At 36.1% G+C, this 22,086-nt stretch carries 21 protein-coding genes and 1 pseudogene; 6 read left to right on the top strand and 16 right to left on the bottom strand.

Translation table 11 applies throughout. The features are described 5' to 3' along the window. Positions 1-33: 33 nt before the first annotated feature. A complete protein-coding gene (gene map / locus ACK3CR_RS15575; protein ID WP_019395355.1) occupies positions 34-783 on the bottom strand; it encodes a type I methionyl aminopeptidase in 750 nt (249 codons plus the stop codon). 334 nt (positions 784-1,117) lie between these two features. Here map and ACK3CR_RS15570 point away from each other — a divergent pair, with 334 nt between their 5' ends. Beyond that, on the top strand, positions 1,118-2,170 hold the full coding sequence (locus ACK3CR_RS15570) for a sulfotransferase (protein ID WP_488975711.1): 1,053 nt from the start codon (positions 1,118-1,120) through the stop codon (positions 2,168-2,170). Positions 2,171-2,211: 41 nt separating this feature from the next. On the opposite strand, the gene ACK3CR_RS15565 is transcribed toward ACK3CR_RS15570, so the two are convergent. From ACK3CR_RS15565 to ACK3CR_RS15530, 8 genes are all read right to left on the bottom strand, one after another. Then, entirely contained in the window at positions 2,212-3,009 is a 798-nt protein-coding gene (locus ACK3CR_RS15565; RefSeq protein WP_243511512.1) for a transporter substrate-binding domain-containing protein, read from the bottom strand. 78 nt (positions 3,010-3,087) lie between these two features. Continuing rightward, positions 3,088-4,431 (bottom strand): MmgE/PrpD family protein, encoded by a 1,344-nt coding sequence (locus ACK3CR_RS15560; RefSeq protein WP_488975710.1) that lies wholly within the window; start codon positions 4,429-4,431, stop codon positions 3,088-3,090. Beyond that, positions 4,422-5,588: a M20 peptidase aminoacylase family protein gene (locus ACK3CR_RS15555; RefSeq protein WP_488975709.1), complete on the bottom strand. Its 1,167-nt coding sequence runs from the start codon at positions 5,586-5,588 to the stop codon at positions 4,422-4,424. The genes ACK3CR_RS15560 and ACK3CR_RS15555 overlap by 10 nt, the downstream gene beginning before the upstream one ends. Before the next feature lie 15 nt (positions 5,589-5,603). Further along, entirely contained in the window at positions 5,604-6,341 is a 738-nt protein-coding gene (locus ACK3CR_RS15550; RefSeq protein WP_243511518.1) for an amino acid ABC transporter ATP-binding protein, read from the bottom strand. Between the two features lie 12 nt (positions 6,342-6,353). After that, positions 6,354-7,025, bottom strand: coding sequence for an amino acid ABC transporter permease (locus ACK3CR_RS15545; protein ID WP_243511542.1), 672 nt, complete (start codon positions 7,023-7,025; stop codon positions 6,354-6,356). A 57-nt stretch (positions 7,026-7,082) separates the two neighbouring features. Then, a complete protein-coding gene (locus tag ACK3CR_RS15540; RefSeq protein WP_243511545.1) occupies positions 7,083-7,580 on the bottom strand; it encodes a GNAT family N-acetyltransferase in 498 nt (165 codons plus the stop codon). A 25-nt stretch (positions 7,581-7,605) separates the two neighbouring features. After that, on the bottom strand, positions 7,606-8,931 hold the full coding sequence (locus ACK3CR_RS15535; protein ID WP_488975708.1) for an LLM class flavin-dependent oxidoreductase: 1,326 nt from the start codon (positions 8,929-8,931) through the stop codon (positions 7,606-7,608). Between the two features lie 409 nt (positions 8,932-9,340). Then, entirely contained in the window at positions 9,341-10,219 is an 879-nt protein-coding gene (locus tag ACK3CR_RS15530; RefSeq protein ID WP_488975707.1) for a LysR family transcriptional regulator, read from the bottom strand. 182 nt (positions 10,220-10,401) lie between these two features. Between ACK3CR_RS15530 and ACK3CR_RS15525 the strand changes: the two genes are divergently transcribed. The 3 genes and pseudogenes from ACK3CR_RS15525 (at position 10,402) to ACK3CR_RS15515 (ending at position 12,212) form a co-directional block, all read left to right on the top strand. Beyond that, a complete protein-coding gene (locus tag ACK3CR_RS15525) occupies positions 10,402-10,575 on the top strand; it encodes a hypothetical protein (protein ID WP_488975706.1) in 174 nt (57 codons plus the stop codon). 96 nt (positions 10,576-10,671) lie between these two features. Beyond that, positions 10,672-11,091: pseudogene (locus ACK3CR_RS15520) on the top strand (putative sulfate exporter family transporter); the annotation flags it as partial. 437 nt (positions 11,092-11,528) lie between these two features. Next, positions 11,529-12,212 carry a hypothetical protein gene (locus tag ACK3CR_RS15515; protein ID WP_328124850.1) on the top strand — a complete coding sequence of 228 codons (684 nt, stop codon included), beginning with the start codon at positions 11,529-11,531 and terminating at the stop codon, positions 12,210-12,212. 304 nt (positions 12,213-12,516) lie between these two features. On the opposite strand, the gene ACK3CR_RS15510 is transcribed toward ACK3CR_RS15515, so the two are convergent. From ACK3CR_RS15510 to pruA, 3 genes are all read right to left on the bottom strand, one after another. Beyond that, positions 12,517-14,196 (bottom strand): sigma 54-interacting transcriptional regulator, encoded by a 1,680-nt coding sequence (locus ACK3CR_RS15510; RefSeq protein ID WP_488975705.1) that lies wholly within the window; start codon positions 14,194-14,196, stop codon positions 12,517-12,519. A 372-nt stretch (positions 14,197-14,568) separates the two neighbouring features. Then, complete coding sequence (locus tag ACK3CR_RS15505) at positions 14,569-15,483, bottom strand: proline dehydrogenase family protein (protein ID WP_488975704.1); 915 nt, start codon at positions 15,481-15,483, stop codon at positions 14,569-14,571. Positions 15,484-15,556: 73 nt separating this feature from the next. Beyond that, positions 15,557-17,119: an L-glutamate gamma-semialdehyde dehydrogenase gene (gene pruA, locus ACK3CR_RS15500; protein WP_243511577.1), complete on the bottom strand. Its 1,563-nt coding sequence runs from the start codon at positions 17,117-17,119 to the stop codon at positions 15,557-15,559. 612 nt (positions 17,120-17,731) lie between these two features. Between pruA and ACK3CR_RS15495 the strand changes: the two genes are divergently transcribed. Continuing rightward, complete coding sequence (locus tag ACK3CR_RS15495; RefSeq protein WP_410914836.1) at positions 17,732-19,120, top strand: amino acid permease; 1,389 nt, start codon at positions 17,732-17,734, stop codon at positions 19,118-19,120. 108 nt (positions 19,121-19,228) lie between these two features. Here the strand turns inward: ACK3CR_RS15495 and ACK3CR_RS15490 are convergent, their stop codons facing one another. The 3 genes from ACK3CR_RS15490 to ACK3CR_RS15480 form a co-directional block, all read right to left on the bottom strand. Next, positions 19,229-19,708 carry a site-2 protease family protein gene (locus tag ACK3CR_RS15490; protein ID WP_243511584.1) on the bottom strand — a complete coding sequence of 160 codons (480 nt, stop codon included), beginning with the start codon at positions 19,706-19,708 and terminating at the stop codon, positions 19,229-19,231. Between the two features lie 154 nt (positions 19,709-19,862). After that, positions 19,863-20,261, bottom strand: a complete 399-nt coding sequence (locus tag ACK3CR_RS15485) for a hypothetical protein (RefSeq protein ID WP_488975703.1) — start codon at positions 20,259-20,261, stop codon at positions 19,863-19,865. Between the two features lie 170 nt (positions 20,262-20,431). Next, positions 20,432-20,608 (bottom strand): CsbD family protein, encoded by a 177-nt coding sequence (locus ACK3CR_RS15480; RefSeq protein WP_243511601.1) that lies wholly within the window; start codon positions 20,606-20,608, stop codon positions 20,432-20,434. Positions 20,609-20,726: 118 nt separating this feature from the next. Here ACK3CR_RS15480 and ACK3CR_RS15475 point away from each other — a divergent pair, with 118 nt between their 5' ends. Continuing rightward, on the top strand, positions 20,727-21,677 hold the full coding sequence (locus tag ACK3CR_RS15475) for a D-2-hydroxyacid dehydrogenase (RefSeq protein ID WP_488975702.1): 951 nt from the start codon (positions 20,727-20,729) through the stop codon (positions 21,675-21,677). 61 nt (positions 21,678-21,738) lie between these two features. Here the strand turns inward: ACK3CR_RS15475 and ACK3CR_RS15470 are convergent, their stop codons facing one another. Continuing rightward, the gene (locus ACK3CR_RS15470; RefSeq protein WP_243511607.1) at positions 21,739-21,963 is read right to left on the bottom strand and encodes a DUF3951 domain-containing protein; all 225 of its coding nucleotides are present in this window, start codon (positions 21,961-21,963) and stop codon (positions 21,739-21,741) included. Positions 21,964-22,086 lie beyond the last annotated feature (123 nt).

Here is a 22,086-nt window from a genome sequence, read left to right as displayed (position 1 = left end):
AAAAAAAGACCCTAAAAATTAGGATCTTTTTTGTTAATCTTGATTTGTTAATAAGATAGGACCTTCTTTTGTAATAGCAATGGTATGTTCATATTGAGCAGATAACTTGCCATCTACAGTTCGCGCTGTCCAACCATTATCGTCCATTTTCGCCTGCCATGTTCCTTCATTAATCATTGGCTCGATTGTAATAACCATGCCTTCTTTTAAGCGCGGACCTTTTCCTTTTGGACCGTAGTGAGCAACGTGAGGTGGTTCGTGAATTGTTGGCCCAATGCCATGACCTGTGAAATCTCTTACAACAGAAAAGCCTTCTCCCTCTGCATAAGACTGAATAGCATGACCAATGTCACCTAAACGATTCCCTGCTTGTGCTACTTCAATTCCTTTATATAAAGACTCTTTCGCAACTTCTAAAAGATGTTTTGTTTTTTCATCTGTATTTCCAACTTCATATGTCCAAGCAGAATCCGCTAGACTTCCGTTTAAATTTACAACCATATCAATTGTAACAATATCACCATCTTTTAATGGTTGTTTGCGCGGAAAACCGTGACAAATCTCATCATTAATAGATGCGCATGTTGCATATTTATAACCTTTGTAGCCTTTTTGTTCAGCTGTTGCACCATGCTTTTTTAAGAACCCTTCAACAAAACGTTCAATTTCTAACGTTGTTACGCCCGGTTTGATCATTTTTGCAATTTCTTTATGACAAGAAGCTAACAGCTTTCCCGCTTCATGCATTAAGTTGATTTCTCTTGCTGATTTTAAAGTAATCATTCTCATAACTCCTAACTCATGAATTAAATTCACATTTCTTTTGTAGCATTGCCTTACTTCATTCGTCCGTACGCAAAGATACATCTTTACTATATTAACATATGCTTTACAGAAACATAATACGTGAAGCCTTATATTTTGAGATTTTGTTTTTCTATGCTTTTTTGGTCTTTTATAGTATGAGTTAGAAAAAGAGACCGCAACCACTTATTTTATTCTTTTTTAATACAGTTTAAAATTGAAGTGAATTAAGTAAAGTTGTTAAAATATACATATAAAAGAAAATATGAAAATTCCTTCAAATAAACTCTAAAGAACAAAGGAGATGGAGAGCATGAGTGAGAAAACGTTCATTATTTCAGCTGGAAGAAGTGGGTCAACAGCTCTTTCTAATTGTATTAACATGCATCCACACCTGTTAAGCTTATCAGAATTTTTTATGTCGCTTCATTTTCATGGAAGTCAAGAAGATAAGTGGATTGGACTTTCAGATAAGGTATGGGATGGAAAAGAATTTTGGGCCTTTTTATCCGAAAAAGCACCGAGCCTTATTCCTTTCTATATGAAGAAAGGCGTTTCATTCAAAGAATTTCTGTACAACATAACCGAAACGTCAAAATTCAACGAAAAAACAGGCATACCTGGGATTATGTCAATGCCATTGCCACACATTACAAATGATCCTGATTCTCTTTTTGAGGAAATGGAAACCGTTGTTAAGCATTTTCCTAAAGATCATCTTTCAAATCAATATAACCGGTTATTTTCTTGGCTTTTAAACAAATTTCAAAAAGAGGTTTGGGTTGAACGCTCTGGTTTATCGATTCTCTTTGTAGATCGACTTCTTAAAATGTTTCCAGATGCAAAGTTTGTTTTTCTGTATCGAGACGTCAGAGAAAATATTATGGCATTTAATCGTTTTCAAGGATTTAAGCTTGGCATGGCATTTAAACAAGCTTATGAAGAAACAGGCTTAAAGCCGTCAGATCATAACACCCGACCTGAGGATTTCGGGGACCTTTCATGGCTTCATCCAGATCAGTTTAGTGTTGAAAAATTAAATGCATTTGAGATTCCTTTTCAAACGTTCGGTGCTGAGCTCGCTTCTGCTGTTCTTCACACAGAGGAAACAATTTCTAATCTCCCTTCCCATCAAGTGCATCGCCTGTGCTACGAAAAACTTGTAAAAAACCCCAAAGACAACTTAAAACAACTTATTACATTTATAAATAACGGCTGGGATGAGAAAACAGACGATATTTGGGTCGAAAAAGCAGCACCAACATTCCAAGCCAAGCCTGATACATGGCCAACTCTATCAGAAGAAAAGAAAAAAGAACTACAAAATATTTGTGAACCAGCGTTAAAAAAACTCAATTATACGTAAATAAAAAGAACTCCTACACATGTTGTGTAAGAGTTCTCTTTTTATTTTGTTTGACTTTCAACAGTGTTTGTACCAAAGTATTTTTGAGAAAGTTTTTCTAAAGTGCCATCTTCTTTAAGTTTTTGGAGCTCTTTGTTTACTTTTTCTCTTAACTCATCGTTATCTTTTTGGAAAGGAAATGCAGTTGCATCCTCATCAATTGGCTTTCCAACAAGCTTTGCTTTGAAATCATGTTTATTAATTTCAGCTGAAAGAACAGAACCTGAATTTACATATCCGTCAATACGGCCTAATTCAACATCGTTCATTGCTCCTTCACGTGTTTCATACGTTTTGATGTTAAGGTTCATTTTATTTTTCGTATTATACTCTTGAAGCTTTTCAACATGGTTAGAACCTAAAACACCAGCAACTGTTTTTCCTTTTAAATCTTCAATTTGATTTACGTTCTTATTATCTTTGCTTGTAACAATTTGTGTTCCGATATAAGAGTATGGATCAGTAAATTTATACATTTTTTCACGTTCAGCTGTTACTGCTACCGCATTTGCAACAGTATCAATTCGACCTGAGTTCAGCTGTCCCATTAGACCACTAAAATCTGTTGTTGTCCATTCTACTTTGTATCCAAGATTTTTAGCAATTGTGTTCATTACCTCTACATCATAACCAACAAGCTTACCATCTTCTTGATATGCGTTTGGAAAACTTTGACCTGTTGCTCCAACTTTAATTACTTTTTCATCTGAACCTTTGCTTTTCTCCTCTGAAGAATTTCCGCATGCAGCAAGTGCAACAGATAAGAGAACTACAGTAACAAGCGTTAATAGCTTTTTCATTTAATAAACTCCCTTCTTTCACCTAAAATACCTTTTAAATTTTTTGATCTCTTCATACTATGTGTTCTTTTTTTCTTTTTATAATACGTCAAGAAGCTCCCCTATTGTGTGGCTTCTCTCAAGCTGTTGAATTTCATCTACTATTTTTACCGTTTTTTCTTCATCTTGCAAAGCACTGGACATCTTCTCCTGTAGTTCTTCAAAAGATAATCCATTTCCAGGGGCTCCTTTAGGAAGATCAACACGTTCTGTGAAAGTAGCACCGTTTGCTTCAACTTCAACAATCGTAAAGCGACCTTTTGGAACTGCAGTTGGCAAAGGTACTATGTCCTCTCTGTACACTCTCTCAATACGAGGTAAAAAAGCTTTGATGCTAGAATCAATGCGTTTATTTTTAAAATTTTCTAGTCCAAGTGCTTTTTTATGTAAAGCAAGCGCTACAACGTACTCAACGCTAAAGCGACCTTGTTCACCAGTTTGCGGATTTTGTTCTATAAGTGCAGCATCTCCTCCTTTCGGAAAAGAGATTTTAACGTTTGTCACATCTTCTACACGAAATTCATTTTTATATGAAAGCTTAACAGCAGCATCTGCCGCATGATGAGCAGCAGAACAAAACGGATAAATCTTAAACCAAAGACCTGGTGAATAAATTTTCCACTCTTCGCCCCAACTTGAGAAGAGAAGAGCTGATGGAGCAGGATCTTCTCCATAGAGAGCGAAGAAACCTCTATCGCCATCTAATGCGCTTTTTGTTCCTCCAAAATTGATTTCTGCAAGTTTTAAAGCTTGCAAAGCGTTACGTGCTGCAAACCCTGCATGAAGGGGCTTTGTTTCTGTTCCAAACTGAGCCCTCATTCCCCCAGTCTGCGTTGCTGCAAAGCCGATAATTTTTTGAAGTGTTTCTATGGAAACATTTTTTAAATATCCACATGCTATACTTGCAGCAATTGTGCCAAGCGTGGCAGTATTATGCCACCCTTTAATATAGTGATCACTGCCAATAGCTTGTCCTAATCTTGCCATAACTTCTACACCTATCACATAAGCGCTCAAAAAACGTTCCCCACTTATATTTTCACAAGAGGAAAGAGACAAAAGCGCTGGTAAGATAACAGTGCTTGGGTGCCCTCTTACATCTGAATGAACATCGTCGTAATCAAGCGCATGGCCGAGAAAACCATTTATTAAAGCACTTTGCAAAAAGTTTGCTTTTTTGTTCTGGCCAATAATGGGGACGTTCTGATAACCGCCCTCTTCTTCAATGAGTTTTAATAACTTTTGAACGCCTTCGTCATCTCGAGCTGCAAAGCTTGAAGCAAGATAGTCGATTACCCCAAGCTTCGCCATTTCTAGCGCTCTTTTATCTTTAAGCGGGTGTGAAGAATATACAAGCTCGGATAGTTTTTTTGTTATTTCCATGTTTCTAGCACTTTTAACGCTAAATTGGCAAAATAGGAAGATGCAACTTCAAGCGCACCTTCTTCCAATGTAAAGGCTGGATGGTGCCATTCTTGGGTACCGTTTGTACCCATCCATACAAAGAAACCTGGAATTTTCGTTTGATATACAGCGAAGTCTTCTCCACCTGGGCTTTTTTCTGCTTCCACTGCTTCATACCCTAATTCAATCGCTGCCTCTGTTGCAACTTCAGCAAAGCGAGCATCATTCTGAACAGAAGGTAAATATGGGTACCAACGAAATTCAGCTTTTGCTCCATATCCTGCTGCAACTCCTTCAACTGTTCGCTGCATAAACTCTGGAATTTTCCCCCGTGCATCATCTTGAAATGTTCTTACAGTTCCTTCAAGCTTCACTTTATCAGGGAGAACGTTCCATGAACTTCCTCCATGAATATTGCAAATACTTACAACCGCATTTTGCAATGAGCTTACGTTTCGGCTTACAACAGATTGCAAACTTGTCACAATAGAACTTGCTGTCACAATCGAATCAATACTGCTATTCGGGATGCCAGCATGACCGCCAACACCAATGACGTCAATTTCAAAGCGATCAACACTTGCCATTAAGGAGCCTTCGCGTATACCTACTGTTCCAACTGGAAGATCTGGTTTGTTATGCATACCAAAGATAGCTTCCACCCCTTCAAGCGCTCCTGCTTCAATGACTTTCTTGGCACCAGCAGCTATTTCTTCTGCTGGTTGAAAAATAAAACGCACAGTCCCTTGCAGTTGATCTCTCTTCTCTTTTAGGAGAAGAGCTGTTCCGATAATTGAAGCTGTATGAAAATCATGACCGCAAGCATGCATTACCCCATCTACTTTAGATGAAAAGGGAAGGTTTGTTTCTTCTTTTATAGGTAATGCATCAATGTCTGCTCGAATCGCAATCGTTGGTCCTGGCTTTGCACCTTTAATTTCTGCGATAACCCCAACTTCAAGGTTCTCAAAAGGAAGAATATCAATATCGCCCTCTTCTAACCAGCGACGAATTCGTTTTGTTGTCTCAATTTCCATCATAGAAAGCTCAGGATGTTCATGAAGTTCACGACGCATGTTTGTAAGCTTTTCTAAAAGCTTTTCATTTCCTTTTTGAGGTGAAGTCACGTTCTTCATTCCTTTCCTTTTTGTTTATTGACTACCAACTTGCTGTAAGAATTTTTTTGTGCGTTCATGTTTTGGGAAGTCAAAGATTTCCTCTGGTGTCCCTTGCTCGACAATATGACCATCCGCCATAAAAATAACCTTGTCTGCTACTTCACGCGCAAAGTCCATTTCATGAGTTACAATTAGCATTGTTGTTTGTCTTTCTGCGATTTCTTTAATAACCGCAAGCACTCCAGATACAAGTTCAGGGTCAAGTGCTGATGTAGGTTCATCAAACAAAAGAGCATATGGATCAATAGCAAGTGCTCTTGCTATTCCAATTCGCTGCTGCTGTCCCCCTGAAAGTGTAATAGGATAGCTGTCCGCTTTATGAGCAAGACCAACTTGCTCTAAAAGATTCATTCCAATCTCATTTGCTTCTTTTGGTTTCATTTTTTTCGTTATAATAAGTGCCTCTGTTACATTTTGAAGCACTGTTTTGTTTTTAAAAAGATTGTAATGTTGAAAAACCATCGCTGTTTGCCTTGTTAAAGCATGCGCTTCTTTGCGACTATACCTCTCTGCATTCAGCTTAACATCCCCAATTTGAATTTCTCCCTTATTAGGAGTCTCAAGCAAGTTCAAGCAGCGGAGAAACGTTGATTTACCAGAACCAGAAGGACCGATAATCGCAACAACTTCTCCTCGCTCAACTTCTAGACTTATTCCATCTAGAACCGTTAAATCTTTGAATTTTTTCACCAAATCTTTTACAACGATCAATTGTTACACCCCCTAGTTTCGGTACGGTTTCCCAATGATTTTTTCGATTACAGATTGAACGATACTGTAAACAATTGTTAATAACCAATATAAAATAGCAATTGCTAAATATGTTTCAAGGTAACGAGCAGATGCAGACGCTAAAATCTTACCTTGTGCAAAAAGTTCTGTTAAGCCTAGTGTAAATGCAAGAGACGTTTCTTTTAACAATCCAATAAACGTATTCCCTGTTGCAGGAATCGCATTTCTCGCTGCTTGTGGTAAAATCACTCTTCGGTATGCTTGAAACTTTGTCATTCCAACAGATGTACACGCTTCAAGCTGCCCTTTATCAACAGAATCTAACCCTGCGCGAAAGATTTCAGCTAAATATGCGGAGTTCTTCACACTTAGACCAATAATGGCAGCTGTTAGAGCTTGCATTGCCTGAAGTTCCGGAAAAATTTGTGGAAGTCCATAATAAATTAAGAAAAGTTGCACAAGCGTTGGTACAGCTCTAAAGAATGAAATGTATAAGCTTGCTAACTGATGCAAAACAGGGATTTTACTCTTTGTAATAAGAGCGAGTACAAGTCCTACGATAATTGCAACAATCATCGAAACTACGGCCATTAACAATGTAACCGGAATATACGGGATAACATCCGGAAAAACGTTAATGAAATAATTTAAATCAAAATTCATATTCCACACCACCTTGCTTCTCTAAATAACTTTTTTATTTTTGTCCTCTATAAAGATTTACTGAAAATCTTCACGAAGTTTCTTAACTAAATATACGGTAATATGTCCTTTTCCTAAGTCCTGTGACCCTGCCTTTTCATATCCTTTGCGCTCATACATTTCAATAAGCCAAGGATGTTTGTCAGCCGTCCCTAAAGAAACTGCTGGACATTTTAAGGTTTCGCTTAGTACCGTATTTTCTAACCATTCCATCATTAAGCTTCCAATGCCCTTTTTACCATAGCTTGGATCTACTGCAAACCACCAAATATGCGGATATTCAAAGGGTCCTGGCTGAGGACCCCAAGGCATCCTAAGTGAAGCTGTTGCAATAATGTTTCCATCCTCTTCTAACACATAACACATATTATTTCGAACGTTTTTCTTCACGAATGCAAGGTCTGCTGTTGCTGCCGCAAAGTTAATTCCTAGCTCTCGAATTGGCTCATATGCTCGAAGTGTTAAGTCTAAAAGCTTCTCTGCATCTTCTTCAGTTGCTAGTCGATAGTTTCTCATTTTGTCACCTCAGCATCTTTTAAAATCAATTAGAAGCATAGCGATTTTTAGGTTCTTTTAACCCAAGATGATCACGAAGTGTTTTACCTTCGTACTCTTTTCGATATACGCCTCTCTCTTGAAGAATCGGAACGACTTTTTCAACAAAGGTTTCTAAGCCTGCAGGAAGAAGTGGCGGCATAAGGTTAAAACCATCACAAGCTTCTCCTTCAACCCATTCTTCCATTTTATCTGCAAGTTGTGCTGGTGTACCAATGAAGATATGATGTCCACGTGAACCTGCTACAGACTTATATAATTGTTCTAATGTAAGATCATCTTTTTCAGCCATTTTCTTAATAAGCTCATAGCGACTTTGGACACCGTCTACTTTTTCAATATTCAAGTCAGAAAAACGACTTTGGAGTGGATATTGAGTTAAATCAATACCACCTAAGTAATTGGATAAAATGCTTAATCCAAGCTCAACAGGAATTAGATCTTGAAGTTCTTGATATTTAGCATGTGCTTCTTCTTCCGTATCACCAATAATCGGAAAAATACCAGGCATAACAAGAACTTCATCAGGATTTCTACCAAAAGAACGCACTTGCTCTTTAATTCCCTTGTAGAACTTTTTAGCGTCTTCGATATTGTTTTGTGCTGTAAAAATTACTTCAGCAATTTGCGCTGCAAGAGCCTGTCCTGCCGGCGATGAACCTGCTTGAATAATAACTGGATACCCTTGAGGAGCACGGGCAATATTTAAAGGACCTTGAACTGAGAAAAATTCACCTTTATGTCCAAGCTCGTGCATTTTATCTTCATTAATGAATTCGCCGTCTTCCTTATTACGAATAAAGGCTGATTCTTCCCATGAATCCCAAAGACCTTTTACAATTTCCACAAATTCTTCTGCACGCTCATAGCGCTTGTCATGTTCAAGGTGCTCGGTTTTACTAAAGTTTAGACCTGTTTGAGGGATAGAGGACGTTACAACATTCCATCCAGCACGTCCACTGCTTAAATGATCTAAAGAAGCGAACTGTCTTGCAATGTGAAAAGGTTCGCTATACGTTGTAGAAGCTGTTGCAGCTAAGCCAATATGCTTTGTTGCCCCTGCCATAGCTGTTAAAAGGGTAAGCGGTTCAAAGCGTGTAATAATATTTGGATGAGAATTTTTATTAACAGATAAGCTATCAGCTAAAAAGATCATGTCTAATTTTCCTTTTTCAGCTGTCCGAGCTAAATTGATTAGATAAGGGAGATTCATTGCTCCATCCTCAATTGCTTTTGGATGTCTCCAAGATGCGATATGATGACCAGTACCAGCAAGAAACAGGCCAACTTTTATTTCTTTTTTGTTACTCATAACAACGATTTCCTCCTGTAAAAAATTTACGTTTAATCTCTTTATAAACAAAAGTTAAAGGCACTTATATGTTCAATTTTTCACTTTATATTTCATATACTTCCTTAGGTTATGTAAGAAAATGAACAAGTAATCATGTTGAATTCGAGATATTTAGTCTTTTTAAAACCTTTACTAGATAATAAAGATTCCAAAACCAAGTATTCTAATAAGTATTATCAACTTTAAAGTCCTTCCTATAATTTATATGACAGACCTTCATCTGTCAAACAAAAATCACTGCAAAAGTCTCTTGTTTCTTGAAATTATCGCTTAATGATTGATTATACCGATAATATTAGTTGGGTTCAACGATTTAACGCTAATTTTTCGATGAATTTCGACAAATATAAAGGTCATTTTATTTTATTTATTTTTTCATTAGTTTCTTTAATAATATTAGAAAAAGATCTTTATTTTTGTTTTCTTCTACAACAGGATTTTCTATATAAGAAAATTTACGTTTAAAAACGGCTTCTTTCACAGGAAGAATCGCTATCCTTTCCTCCTTTTTAAGAGCATATGCAGATAACATGGACATTCCCATTCCGTTCAATACCGCTTCTTTAATAGCTTGGTTACTGCTCATTGTAATAAATGCACGTGCTTTTAAACCGTTAGAATCAAGCACATGTTTTAAATACTCTCTTGTGCCTGACCCCTTTTCTCGCGTAATCCATGTTTGATTTTGCAAATCTGACAAAGAAAGATTTTTTTGAGTCAGAAACAAACTGTTTTCCTCTACAATAATAGAAAGCTCGTCTTCTAAAAATGGTGAAATCTGAAGTTCAGTATGATTGACTCGTCCTTCAATAAGACCAATGTCAGCTTGAAAAAGTCGCACATGTTCAGCAATTTGCGCTGTATTATCAATAAGTACTTCAATTTCTACATGTGGATATAGCTGATGAAATTCACTAAGTAACTTTGGCAACACATACTCACCAATTGTAAAACTTGCCCCGATCGTTAATTTGCCTTGAACAAAATGATGATGTTCGTAAATCTCTTGTTTTGCTTGTTTGTATAAATGAAGAATTTGCTTTGCTCTTTCATAAAGCATTTCTCCCGTAGGAGTTACTGTGACCATTTTAGGCGTTCTTTTGAGAAGTGTAGTCTGAAACTCTTCTTCAAGGTTTTTAATATGTAAACTTACGCTAGGCTGAGAAATCCGTAGGTTCTCGGCTGCTTTTGTAAAATTCCTTTCCTCGACTACATTAACAAATGTTTTCAAAGCATCATAGTACATAACTTCCCTCCTATTATAAAAAAAACTAATCATTACTATCATTTATATGTATTTTACTTATCCTTTTTCTTTACGTAAAGTTAATAATAGCTAAAAGAGGAAGGAGCAGCGTTTAGGGATGAGAAGCGTTTATTTTTTATAGAAGGAGTATTTGTTACAGCTATCATTACAGCATTCTCTATTTGTTAGTGAAAATTCCATATCTATCTGTTGTAGGGCAGCTCGTTATCGCCATTATGATGGGTATGCTGTTGAAAACGCTTATCTCTGTTCCCATTTCTCTAAATAGCGAAATCTCTTTCTCCAACAAGAAATTGTTCAAGATAAAAAAACAGCAACAAGCATTGCAGTTGTAGCACTGCTTGGCATATTTTTCACAATTTTATACACTTCTCCCCCCAGTTATCGCTCTCTAAAACGAAGTATGGCCTCTTTGCAGGGCAGGTGGAACACTTCACGAAATTGCTCATGTTATAGCAGCTTTTACTCCTTTTGGTCAAGAAGCTGTTGAAGCAGCTCTTATCGTTAAACTTTCTCGAGTCCTCATGCTTGTACCAATTGCCTTTATAGTAGGTTTATTTTTTAATAAGAACAAAGAAACACCCCACTGTACGACTATTACTTTTCCTTGGTTTATCATTAGATTTCTTATCATGAGTTTTCTCAATATGCTTGAGCTTTTTACAAAAGAAACAAGATCCTATTTGCAAACAATTGCTTACTTGCTCATTTCCATGGCTATGGGAGCTCTTAGGTTACAGGTCAGAATAGAAATCATCATAAAAAACAAGAAGAGTGCTTTCTTTGCCTGTTTGTTCGATTCTTTCGTTTTATCTGTTGCTGGGTTTCTCCTCGTTTTTTGGACTCATTAATCTGTATTTCATAGGTCACATTTAAAGCATGTAGTATAGAAAAGAAGGATCGTGTCCGATCCTTCTTTTCTTGGCGCTTTTCCTATCATTATAATTCCTTTTACACCTATAAATAATATACGCAAAGAGAGGAAAAAGATTGTTTTTAAGAATATTACATAGTTCTTAATGACTAACATAGATAATTACCAATTCAAACCTTTCATCACAAACTCTTTGTTCTCCAAAGAAGAAATAAGCTTTTTTATACATTTACTTCCTTTTTAATAGATCATAGTATCCATGTCACATATTACGTAATTAATACCCTTAATTGTATAAATATGCTAAATGTCTCTTGTGAAAGAGTTCCTTTCTTTGCTACGATAATTTTTGTTGTCTTTTTTCATTTTTTTCTATTTAAGATAACATTTTGAATTTTTAAAAGGAGGAATACAATGAAAAACTACTGGCACCTTTTTTATCGCCCATCAGCCTTCTGGGAACAGAATAAAGTAATCAAAAGTAAGTGGGCTATGTTTCTTCTATTGTTAAATGCAGGCTTTACAAGTGTTGGTTTTTATGGAGTTGTTTTAACTCTTGCCCTCGGCTTTTTTCTTTATGGTTTTATGATGCTTGGTGATGTTTCTGAAATCAGTTTACTTTTTATTCCATTGAGCTTTCTTGTCCTATTTTTAATCTCATGGCTCATTGCTTTTATCATTTCATATGTCATAGGATTTTCCACTAAAACGGTTTCAAAGTGGATAGGTGGGAAAGGCAATATGCTACAAGACCATCGCAAAGCTTATTTATTTAGCATGTTAACTTATTTACCATCGAATATTGCCTTGCTTATAATAGCAGTCTTATCTACCATTCTTTTTTTACAAAACCCAGAACAAGTCTATGTAGACCGTGATTTTATGTTTTTACCTGTACTAATCGGGATATGGATCATTTTACATATTGCAGCAAGTATATGGGCAATTTTTGTATGGTGTATTTCTATTGGAAGAGCTGAAGAAATGTCAGCATGGAAAGGATTCCTTACAGTTATTGTAATGACAATTGGGTTATGGATCATTTTAATGATTGTTGTATTTATTCTTTCAATCGCTTCAGTACCTTTCTCTTCTTAAAAAACGAAGATAAAAAGTTAAGAGAGAATACATATTTTACTACGGTACTCCAACAGATACACTTTTAATTTTTATTTTTACGATGCTAGGATCGATTTTAGCTTTATTGAGTTTACTTAACTGGATGATAAATATCAGTAAAATTAAAAAGTCAGCAAATGGGTAGCTTTCTTTATTCTTATTATTTTACCGATTATCTTTATTGCTGTATTTTTCATTATTTTTTACATTATCCAACTCACTATATAACTTCATCATACAAAAAAGAAAAAGCGACGTGATGTCGCTTTTCTTTTTAATATCGCTAGTTTAGTCCATATTCTTTTAACTTATTATATAATGTTCCTCGCGATATCCCTAATAAGTTCGCTGCTGCACTTTTATTGCCATACGTTTTCTTAAGTGCTTCCTCAATTAGAGCAACTTCATTTTTCTCTTCATTTTCCTCTACTTCCTGTTCATCTTCAGGCAAAGAAAAACCTTCTCTCATGTTATGTGGAAGGTAACTAACACTAACATGATCTCTGTCACAGAGTAAGATAAACCGCTCGATGACGTTTCTAAGTTCTTGGACGTTTCCAGGCCAGCTGTAAGTACGCAGCACTTCCATGACCTCTTCGGAAATTTCAGGTGCTTTTTTCTTATATTTCGTACTAAATTCTTGCATAAACTGCTCAACAAGCTCTTGAATATCTTCCTTGCGTTCGCGAAGCGGTGGAATATAAATATTCATAACGGTTAAATGATAGTAGAGGCTTTCGTTAAACTCTCCATTTTGCATCATTTCTTCTAAGTTTTGGGATGTTGATGCAATAACACGCGTATTCTCTGAAAGGGTAACAGGTTCATTCTCTCCTACACGATAAAAAGCTTGATCATCCAAATAATTTAAGAACTTTTGCTGAACATCGAGCGGCATTTTATCAAGTTCTTCAATAAACAGCGTTCCATTAGATGCCTGTTGAATCTTCCCTTCTTGAGTAACCTGTTCATCTTCAGTAAATGTTCTTTCTTGATATCCAAAAAGCTCAAACTCTAGAAAGTTCGGAGGAACAACCGAACAGTTTAAGGTTATAAAAGGTCCTGTACGTTTTGAACCACCATAATGAATAGCTTGAGCAAGCATCTCTTTTCCAGACCCAGATTCCCCTGTTAAAAGCACAGGAATTTCTGCATACGCTACTTTTTGAGCTACCTTTAACGCTTGATGAAGATCTGAATTTGTGCCAACAATGGACGAAAAAGGTTTAGGCTGCTGAATTAAGAGTGGAAGCGAAGAATCTAGCTCTTCATTTAGCCGAACCATCTGCGTGATATCCTGCTCGGTCGCAATCCCCCCAATAATCTGATTCTTACTTGTAATTGGGGACGCATTAATAAGGACATGATTATCGCTGTTCGGCCTATGGTAGGTTCCTCGAACAGGACGCCCTTCATTTAAAATTCGAAGTAAGATGAGAGAATCAGACTGAAAATGCTCACCTATCTTCTGGCCAATAATATCTTCTCGCCTAATTTTATATGTATTTTCAGCCGCTGTATTCCAACAAACAACATTCCCATCTCGATCAACAGCTGTCACAGCATCATTAATCGTTTCAGCAAGCGTAAAAAAAGCATTTTCTAAATTTTCGTTTCTTCGTTCCAACGTTTTAATCCAGGAAGTTGCGGTTATGATGCCTTTTATTTTTCCTTCCCTGTTTGAAACAAGAACAGGGCGATTCCAATCCTGATCGCTTAATGAAAGTTCTTCTTCTACATAAACAGGAGATGATGGCCATTCTGTTTGTTCAATCCATTGTTTTACTAATATATCATCACCCGGAAGGAAATGACGTTCATTGCGAGAGATAACATAGTACTTCTCTCCTTCAACGACAACGAACGAATATTCTGTTAGTTTATTTTTTATCTCAGAAATGTCTTGATTCAAAGAAGTAATAAGGAAAGACGTGTGAAGATCATTTTGTTCAAATTCGAGCATATGAGATTCCTTTCATTCTATATTTTTCACCTAATATATATATGTGATGCTATGCTTAATCTTATTTTGAGCATTTTTCTCTTACAATGTAGAGAACTCGCTTATTTTAATAATTCTAACATTACATAAGAAATGAAGAAAGTTTTGTAATTTTAGCATAACAAATAATTACGAAAGGAACCAATATCTCTCTAATGAGAAAAGTGAATGTATTGAAGTAATACGAATGGAACAAGAATTTTTCGGGAGAAAATGAAGGTTATAAATGATGATTATATAATAGAAGAAAAAGATGCATTATTTAGAAGGGTGTTTTTTTCGCTGTTGTTTTAATGTAGGCAATTCTTTCGAAAAATGACACCCTTATTTTATTTATTTTGAGAAGAATCCTTTAAGAGCAAATGCCACATTTTGCGGTCTTTCTGCTAGACGACGCATAAAGTATCCAAACCAGTCTTTTCCAAAAGGAACATAAACGCGCACTTTATATCCTTCTTGAACTAGACTTAGCTGAAGCTCTGAACGGAATCCATATAACATTTGAAATTCAAATTGAGTACGAGGAATATTATATTTTTCGACCATTTCTTTCACTTTGTCAATAATATTATGGTCATGAGAAGCAATAGCTGTATAGCTTCCACTTAATAGATGTTCCTCAATAATGCGTACGTAGTTTTTATCCACATCTTCTTTGTTTTGAAAAGCAACTGTTGGAGATTCTTGATACGCTCCTTTCACAAGGCGTAGCGGAACTCCTTTCAAATCTTTTACATCTTGCTCTGCTCTGAACAGATATGATTGAATAACAGTCCCAACGTTATCATATGTTTCTCGCAGTTCTCGTAAAATATCAAGTGTCATTTGACAGTGAGCATAGTCTTCCATATCAATTCGCACAAAGTTATTATACTGTTTCGCTGTGTCCAAAATACGACGCATATTATCTAAACAAAAGCTTCGGTCAATGTCTAGTCCAAGCTGCGTCATTTTAACAGATAAGTTACAGTCTACCCCATTAGCAGCCATTGCCTCTAATGTTCGTACGTTATATTGAGTAGCTTCTGTTGCTTCTTCTCTACTTGAGACGAATTCACCTAAATGATCCAACGTGCAAACTAATCCTTTTTCATTAAGTTCACGGACTTTTTTCATTGCCCCTTCAATTGTATCTCCAGCAACAACTTGCCCAGCACCAAATCGAAGTCCCCATTTTTTAGCTGCTTTATTTAGCACTCTATTTTGTGAAGCGTGAAGAAACACATTTTTCGATACATTTGCTAACATATAATTCTCTCCCCTCTCTATGTTCCTTACACTTTTTTAATAAAGGAGAGCAAAATGCTCTCCTTCTTCTTAATTAAAGAGTTACGCTCGTTGTTTTAGCTTGTAGGTGAAGAATTAAATAATCAGGGCCGCCTGCTTTTGAATCTGTACCAGACATATTGAAACCGCCAAATGGATGGTAACCAACAATCGCTCCTGTACAACCTCTATTAAAGTAAAGGTTCCCAACATGGAATTCCTCTTTCGCACGTTCAATATGGCTTTCTGTATTTGATAAAAGAGCTCCTGTTAAACCATAATCTGTGTTATTTGCAATCTCCATCATATGATCAAAGTCACGCGCTTTTGAGAAAGCAACAACAGGGCCAAAGATTTCTTCTTGCATAAGACGCGCGTTTTCATCTACATCTGCAAAAATTGTTGGTTCAATAAAGTAGCCTTCTGAATCGTCTCCTTTACCACCAATCATTAATCTTCCTTCTTCTTTTCCAATTTCAATATATTTTGAAATCTTATCAAATGAAGCTTGATCAATAACAGGACCCATATACGTATTTACGTCTTCTGGATTTCCTAGTGTTAATGTTTTTGTTAACTCAACTGCTTTTTCTAATACTTCGTCATACACATCTTGGTGTACAACTGCACGAGATCCTGCTGAACACTTTTGTCCAGAGAAGCCAAACGCAGAGTAAACAATAGAAGAAGCTGCTAAATCTAGGTCTGCATCACGGTCAACAACAACAGTATCTTTTCCGCCCATTTCAGCAATAACACGTTTTAGCCAAATTTGGCCAGGATGTACTTTTGCAGCACGCTCATAAATACGGCAACCAACTTCACGAGATCCTGTAAAAGATACGAAGCGAGTTTTTGGATGATCTACAAGATAGTCACCTAACTCTGCGCCACTTCCAGGAATATAGTTTAGCACACCATCCGGAAGGCCTGCTTCTTTCATTACTTCAATGAACTTCGCTGCAATAACAGGAGTGTTGTTTGCAGGTTTAAGAAGCACTGTGTTACCAGTTACAACCGCAGCAGCTGCTGTTCCAGCCATAATTGCAAATGGGAAGTTGAATGGAGAAATAACGATTCCAACTCCTAATGGTACATAACCGAATGAGTTTTTCTCTCCTTCACGGCTTTCAACGGGAACACCGTCTTTTAGCTTCAGCATTTGACGAGCATAAAACTCTAGGAAATCAATTGCCTCAGCTGTATCAGCGTCAGCTTCTTTCCATGGTTTACCTGCTTCTTTCACTAAATAAGCTGAGAATTCATGCTTGCGGTTACGAATGATAGAAGCAGCTTTAAATAGTACTTCTGCACGTTCTGCAGGATCAACCTTTTTCCATGTTTTAAAAGTTTCTAATGCTACTTCCATTGCTTTTTCCGCTAGCTTTTGATCCGCTTTTGAAACACGACCAATAACTTCACTCTTGTTTGCTGGATTCACAGAAACGATCTTGTTTTCTGTTTCAATTTCTTCCTTACCAATAACAAGTGGATAATCTTTTCCAAGAGATGATTGAACAAGCTTTAAAGCTTCTTGAAACTGTGTCTTATTTTCCTCTACCGTAAAATCTGTAAATGGCTCATGTTTGTACGCTTTGATTTCTGTATTTGTTGTCATTTTATTCTCTCCTTTTTTAAACAATCAATTTTGTAAATCCACTTTCATAACAAATTACGTGTAAAGCCATCTCTTTAAAAACATCTTTTGGAATCTATCTCCACCCTAGTTATCTGACTTTTTATAATTTATTAAATTTTCTATGCTTTATTATAAACACATTCGTTTTGATTTGTATACACTTTTTTAACAAAAATGTTCAACTTTTTGTTAATTGAACAAAAGTGTTCAAAAAGATCCACGACCCTTTCTCCCTTTTTCTAACATTCTTTTCTATAGAATAAAGGCAAATCAAAGAGAAAAACTTCCTTTTAAATCTAAAAATGTAAAATTTAATGTCAGAAAATCGAACAATGTATTATACTTTCTCTTATTTCTTATATATACTTAAGAGCATCTACAAGTGAAACTGTATAAAAAATACTTTAATTTGCTAAAAACAGTAGACAATGTTGTATAATTTAAATTATCATACAATTAAGAAATTTTTATGAACACTATTTTCATTTATTTTTTTAGTAAAGGAGGAATATAGCTCGTTTCCTAACAAATCTACGACTTTGAAAGCGTTTTCTGTTTTCGCTGTCGCAAAGGAGGAAATACATAATGAATATGGAACAACCGCAACTAAAGAAAGAACTAAAAATTCGTCATATTACAATGATCTCCTTAGGAGGAATAATCGGAGCTGGGCTTTTTATAGGAAGTGGAACCCTTATCGGTCAAACAGGACCAGGCTCTATCTTCTCTTACGCTTTTGCAGGTTTATTCGTTATTCTCATCATGAGAATGCTCGGTGAAATGTCTACAGCTAACCCGTCCAGCGGTTCTTTTGCTACTTATGCAAGACAAGCTTTAGGTCCTTGGGCAGGATATACGATTGGCTGGCTTTATTGGTTTTTCTGGGTAATCGTTATTGCTGTTGAAGCTATTGCAGGCTCAAATATTATTCAATATTGGTTTCCAGGCATTCCTTCTTGGACTATGAGTCTCATTCTTACCTTCTTATTAACCCTTACAAACGTGTACTCCGTTAAGTCATTTGGAGAATTTGAGTACTGGTTTTCTCTTATAAAAGTAGTTAGTCTTGCTTTATTTTTAATTCTTGGTGGAGCAATCATTTTAGGTCTTATCCCAGGCGTTGAATCACCAGGAACAACAAACCTTGTAGACCGAGGTGGCTTTCTTCCAAATGGAATAAGTTCTGTCTTTTTAGGTGTTGCACTTGTAATGTTCTCGTTCATGGGAACTGAGATTGTAGCAACAGCAGCTGGAGAATCAGCAGATCCCGAAAAGGCGATTACAATTGCTACAAGAACAGTTATTTACCGTATCCTAATTTTCTACCTTGGATCAATGATGATTCTGGTTACAATTCTACCTTGGGACTCTCCAACACTTTTAAAAAGTCCATTCGTGTCTATTTTAGAGCTTGTAAACGTTCCAGGAGCAGCCCAAATTATGAACTTTATTGTATTAACAGCTGTCCTTTCCTGCTTGAATTCAGGTCTCTATACAAGCTCACGCATGCTGTTTTCAATGGCTCAAAAAGGTGATGCACCTCGCATGTTTTTGAAAGTGAACAAAAAAGGTATTCCATTTAATGCTATTATAGGTTGTACAATTGTTTCCTACATTAGCGTTGGTTTTAACTATCTTTCACCAGATAAAATCTTTTTGTTCTTAGTGAATGCTTCTGGTGGAGTTGCGCTACTTGTTTATCTTGTTATTGCCTTTTCACAGTTAAAACTGCGCCGTATGTATGAGAAAACAAATCCTGAAGCGCTTAAAATTAAAATGTGGTTTTTCCCTTACTTAACGTATATTACAATCGCTGCAATGGCTAGCATTTTCTTTGCAATGGCATTCATTGATTCGCTTCGCTCACAGTTTTATCTCACAACATTAATTGCTTTATGTGTTGTAGGCTCTTATTTCTTAGTTAAAAAGAAGAATGATGTAACAAGCGTTGCAACGTCTACAAAAGAAGAAATTTCATAATAAAAAAGCTCCTTACTTTCATGTAAGGGGCTTTTTCATTATCTCTTCATCATTTTATCTCACGCTGAGAAATTCCTTCATGTTTTATTTATTATGCACAACTTAGACTTAGTCTGGATTACAGGCAATCTTTCCGTAACGAAGTGCATCATAGATTGCTCGCCCATCACTTGACGTTGTTTCTGAAAACTTAATAGGCAAAAGAGAGAATGCAATATAGTAGACAGAAAAGTAAACAAACTGATAAGAAAATAGAGAAGGTTCTACTGTACTATACATGACTAATCCATTTGTAATCAAAATAGAAAATAGGTTAGCAATTGATCCTCCTGCATATACAAGAGCATGTGTAAATCGGTTATCAATCTTTAATTCTTCATAAACACAAAAGGAATCTAAAAAATAAATAGACTTAATTTTAAATTTCCCCTTCTTAAAAATCGTTCTACCACGACCAATTGTAAAATCTACTCTTCCTCCAAAAAGAATAGCAACGACTGAATGTCCTAGTTGATGAGTAACAGCAACAAGTGGAAGGACAATTAAAAAGGAAAAGAAAAACTTTGGTAAATCTTCAAACCCAAACATGATGGTCCCTCCTGTTAACTTAATGGAAGGAAGCTTTATAAAAAGTTTCCTTTTCTCTCCTACATTCCACCTTTTTTTTGTTCAAAACCTTTTTTTCCTTTTTTCTTTATGCAGAAAAGAAAAAAAGAACACAAGGATGTGTTCTTTACATGTGCTATGCTATATTTTTAGCCTTGCTCCGTAAGTCAGCAGCAAGTGTTTCTAGTTTTTGAATAAGAGTTGAGCCTGTTTCATTTGCCTTTTGAGACTTTGTTGTAAGCTGGGCCTGATGCTCTATGTAAATGTCTTTTTGATGTCCAAGCCAAGAGCTCGCATGTACCCCACATGCATTTACGTTTTCTTGAGCTCCTTCATTGAAGTTGTTAACAGCTCTTCTTACCGTGTTTGCATAGCTTTCAAGGACAAGAGCTTGAGCTAAATATTTTGCTTTTAGAAACTCTCGCTCAATTGCCTCTCCTACTGTATCACTCACATGATGTAGCGCATCTCCTACTTTATGTGCAGCATCGCTAATCTCATGTGTAAGATGCTCTAATCCTTGCTGTCTTGTCATATCTTATCCTTCCTTCCATACAACTCTATCTTTCCAATTATAAAGGTATAAAGTAAGATATTGGATAGTAAAAAAGACTCTTTTTCTCCTTTACCTCTATCTAAAGACCTATACCCCTATTAAATCATTTTCACATAAAATAAGCTCTTCTCTGAAGAGAAGAGCTTATTTTAGCGATTTTTTGCTTTTCCAATTTCTTTTTGCACATCGCCTTTTAATTTATCTTTTTTACCTTCATTCTGCATATGACGATCATTCGTGGCATTTCCGACTTGATCTTTTGTTTCTCCTTTTACTTTATTCACTGCACTTTTCACTTTTTCACTAAGTCCGTTGTTTTTACTCATCTACATCACCTTCTCCTATTTAATTTGTTACTTTTTCTTTTCCCTCTCTAAAAAAAAATCAAACATATTATAAATTCTGATTGAAAATAGCTTTATGATAGACTATCTCTAAGGAGGAATGAATATGAAAACAATGCTTATCGTACACGATGTCGAAGAATACCGTTCCGCAATTGAAGAAGTTGCCGAAGGATTCCATGTAATTATTGAAAAAGACCAAAGCAAATGGAAAAACTATGTGGAAAAAGCAGAAGTTATGCTCGGTTGGAGAAAAGAGATGAATGTTGAAGAATTTAAGAACCTTCGCTTTTTACAAAGCTGGAGCGCTGGGGTTGATACACTTCCACTTCCACAACTTAAAGAAAAGAAGGTTTTTCTTTCTACAGCAAGCGGCGTTCACGCTTATCCTATTTCAGAAACTATTTTTGGACTTCTTTTATCTTTAACAAGAAAAATTCATACATATGTAAGAAATCAGCTTGAGAAAAAGTGGCATAATAGCGGATTGAGCTTAGAACTTCATGAGAAAACGATTGGCATCATTGGAATGGGCGCCATTGGTAAAGAAACGGCTAAAATCGCGAAAGCTTTTAACATGAAAACGCTAGGTCTTCGCCACTCAGGTAAAGAAGAAAAGCATGTTGATGAAATGTATACAACAAAAGATCTCTCTTCTTTCTTGCCTCACTGTGATTATGTGGTGATTACACTTCCTCTTACTGAAGATACGCACGGAATGTTCGGTGAAGAGCAGTTTAAACAAATGAAAAACTCCGCACTTCTTGTGAATATCGGCAGAGGTGAGCTTGTTCGTGAAAGAGACCTTATTCAGGCTTTACAAAACGCGGAAATTGCAGGAGCTGGACTTGATGTTTTTGAACAAGAACCACTTGAAGAAAACAGTCCGCTTTGGGAGCTCCCAAACGTGATTGTGACTCCACATACTTCTGGCGCTACTGAATATTATGCGAAGAGAGTTGTAGAAGAGATTTTTCTTCCGAATGTAAAAGACTATCTCAGCGGAAAAACACCTTCTATTAATACAGTGGACTATGAAAAAGGCTACTAATTTAACAAAGAGACGCTGTATTCCATCAAAAGCCTCTCTAAGCTTTTAATGGAATACAGCTCTAATAGCGAGCTTTTTTAAATTTCTCTCCATTATCATTATCTTCTTCCCTATTATTTTCTTCTTCATGAAATTCGACAGTGTTTTGTCCTGTAATATAATCAAAGGGTGTATAGTGACTTTTAGAAACCGTACGTTTTAAAATAAAAAATTTGTAGCACACAACCAAAACGATCAAGATAAAAACCATTGTAAAAGTAAGAAACACCAGAGATAAAAAAAGCAACGAGCTACCCCTCCTCTGTTTGTATACGTTTTCTTCACTTTGTTGGTTTCAATAAAATCGACTAAATAAAAATTATGGATGAACAAAAAAGTAAGATAAAGACTAGAAAGATCCATTGAATTT

This window comes from Priestia sp. TRM10 (genome assembly GCF_057808375.1).
The sequence above is the reverse complement of the archived record's forward strand: the minus strand, read 5'-3'. Positions and strand labels throughout refer to the sequence as shown.